This window comes from Hydrogenibacillus schlegelii, assembly GCF_001653195.1.
GTDB classification, from domain to species: Bacteria; Bacillota; Bacilli; order Thermicanales; family DSM-22653; genus Hydrogenibacillus; species Hydrogenibacillus schlegelii.
Map to the genome: position 1 here is coordinate 1 of NZ_JXBB01000058.1, position 715 is coordinate 715.

Genomic DNA, 715 nt, shown 5'->3' on the forward strand with positions numbered 1-715 from the left:
GATCCCGTTGGACAGGGTTAGTTTCGAATCAACCCCGAAGTCTATCCCCACTTCTCCACCAATCGATTTGCGATGGGAATTCTCTTTGGAAAGGTAACAGGTCACGTGAAGGTAGTACCCGCTGGGTTTGCTCACCAAAACGGCGTTTGCTATCTCCGCATCGGGAGGGATCTGATGAAGCCCCAGGACGCGGAAGCTCCCCAGTTTCTGTATTCTTACCCTATTTCGGGCAAAGTCCAGGCTGTAGGTCACGCCGTACTGCTTTAAGGGTACGGAGTTCACAAACTTCTTGGGTTTGAGGCGCCCCACTTTGTGGCCGTTCTGTTTGAGCTTCGAAAGCGCCCGGAGGTTGTCTTTCAGCCTGTCGGCTATTTCCTGCTTAATCTGGGAGCCGAGAACGACAAGTTCCCTCTCTTCGAAAACGTCCCCGACCTTCACCTCCACCGTCCCCACTTTGTTGGCCGGTCGGTTAAGTCTGTCCAAATCCGAGACTAACCCGTTGTAGAACCACTTGGCCTCCAAAAAAGCCCTTCTAAGATTTTCCGCCTTCTTTCTGGATAGATTTTGGAGTTTGAGCTGAAAGACGATGGGTCTTTGGGTTTTCCTGCGCTCCTTTGTCTCCTGAAGGGCGTTTTTGATCCGCTCGGCTTTGCTCACGGCTTACTTTCCTTTCTGGTCTTCGATGTACTTCCGAATGGTCTCCTCCGATATGTGT

General features: G+C 51.6%; 1 protein-coding gene. It reads right to left on the bottom strand.

The genetic code is table 11. The features are described 5' to 3' along the window. Nucleotides 1-657, bottom strand: a 657-nt coding sequence (locus SA87_RS10895) for a hypothetical protein (RefSeq protein ID WP_211264230.1), incomplete at its 3' end; no start/stop codon positions are given. Nucleotides 658-715 lie beyond the last annotated feature (58 nt).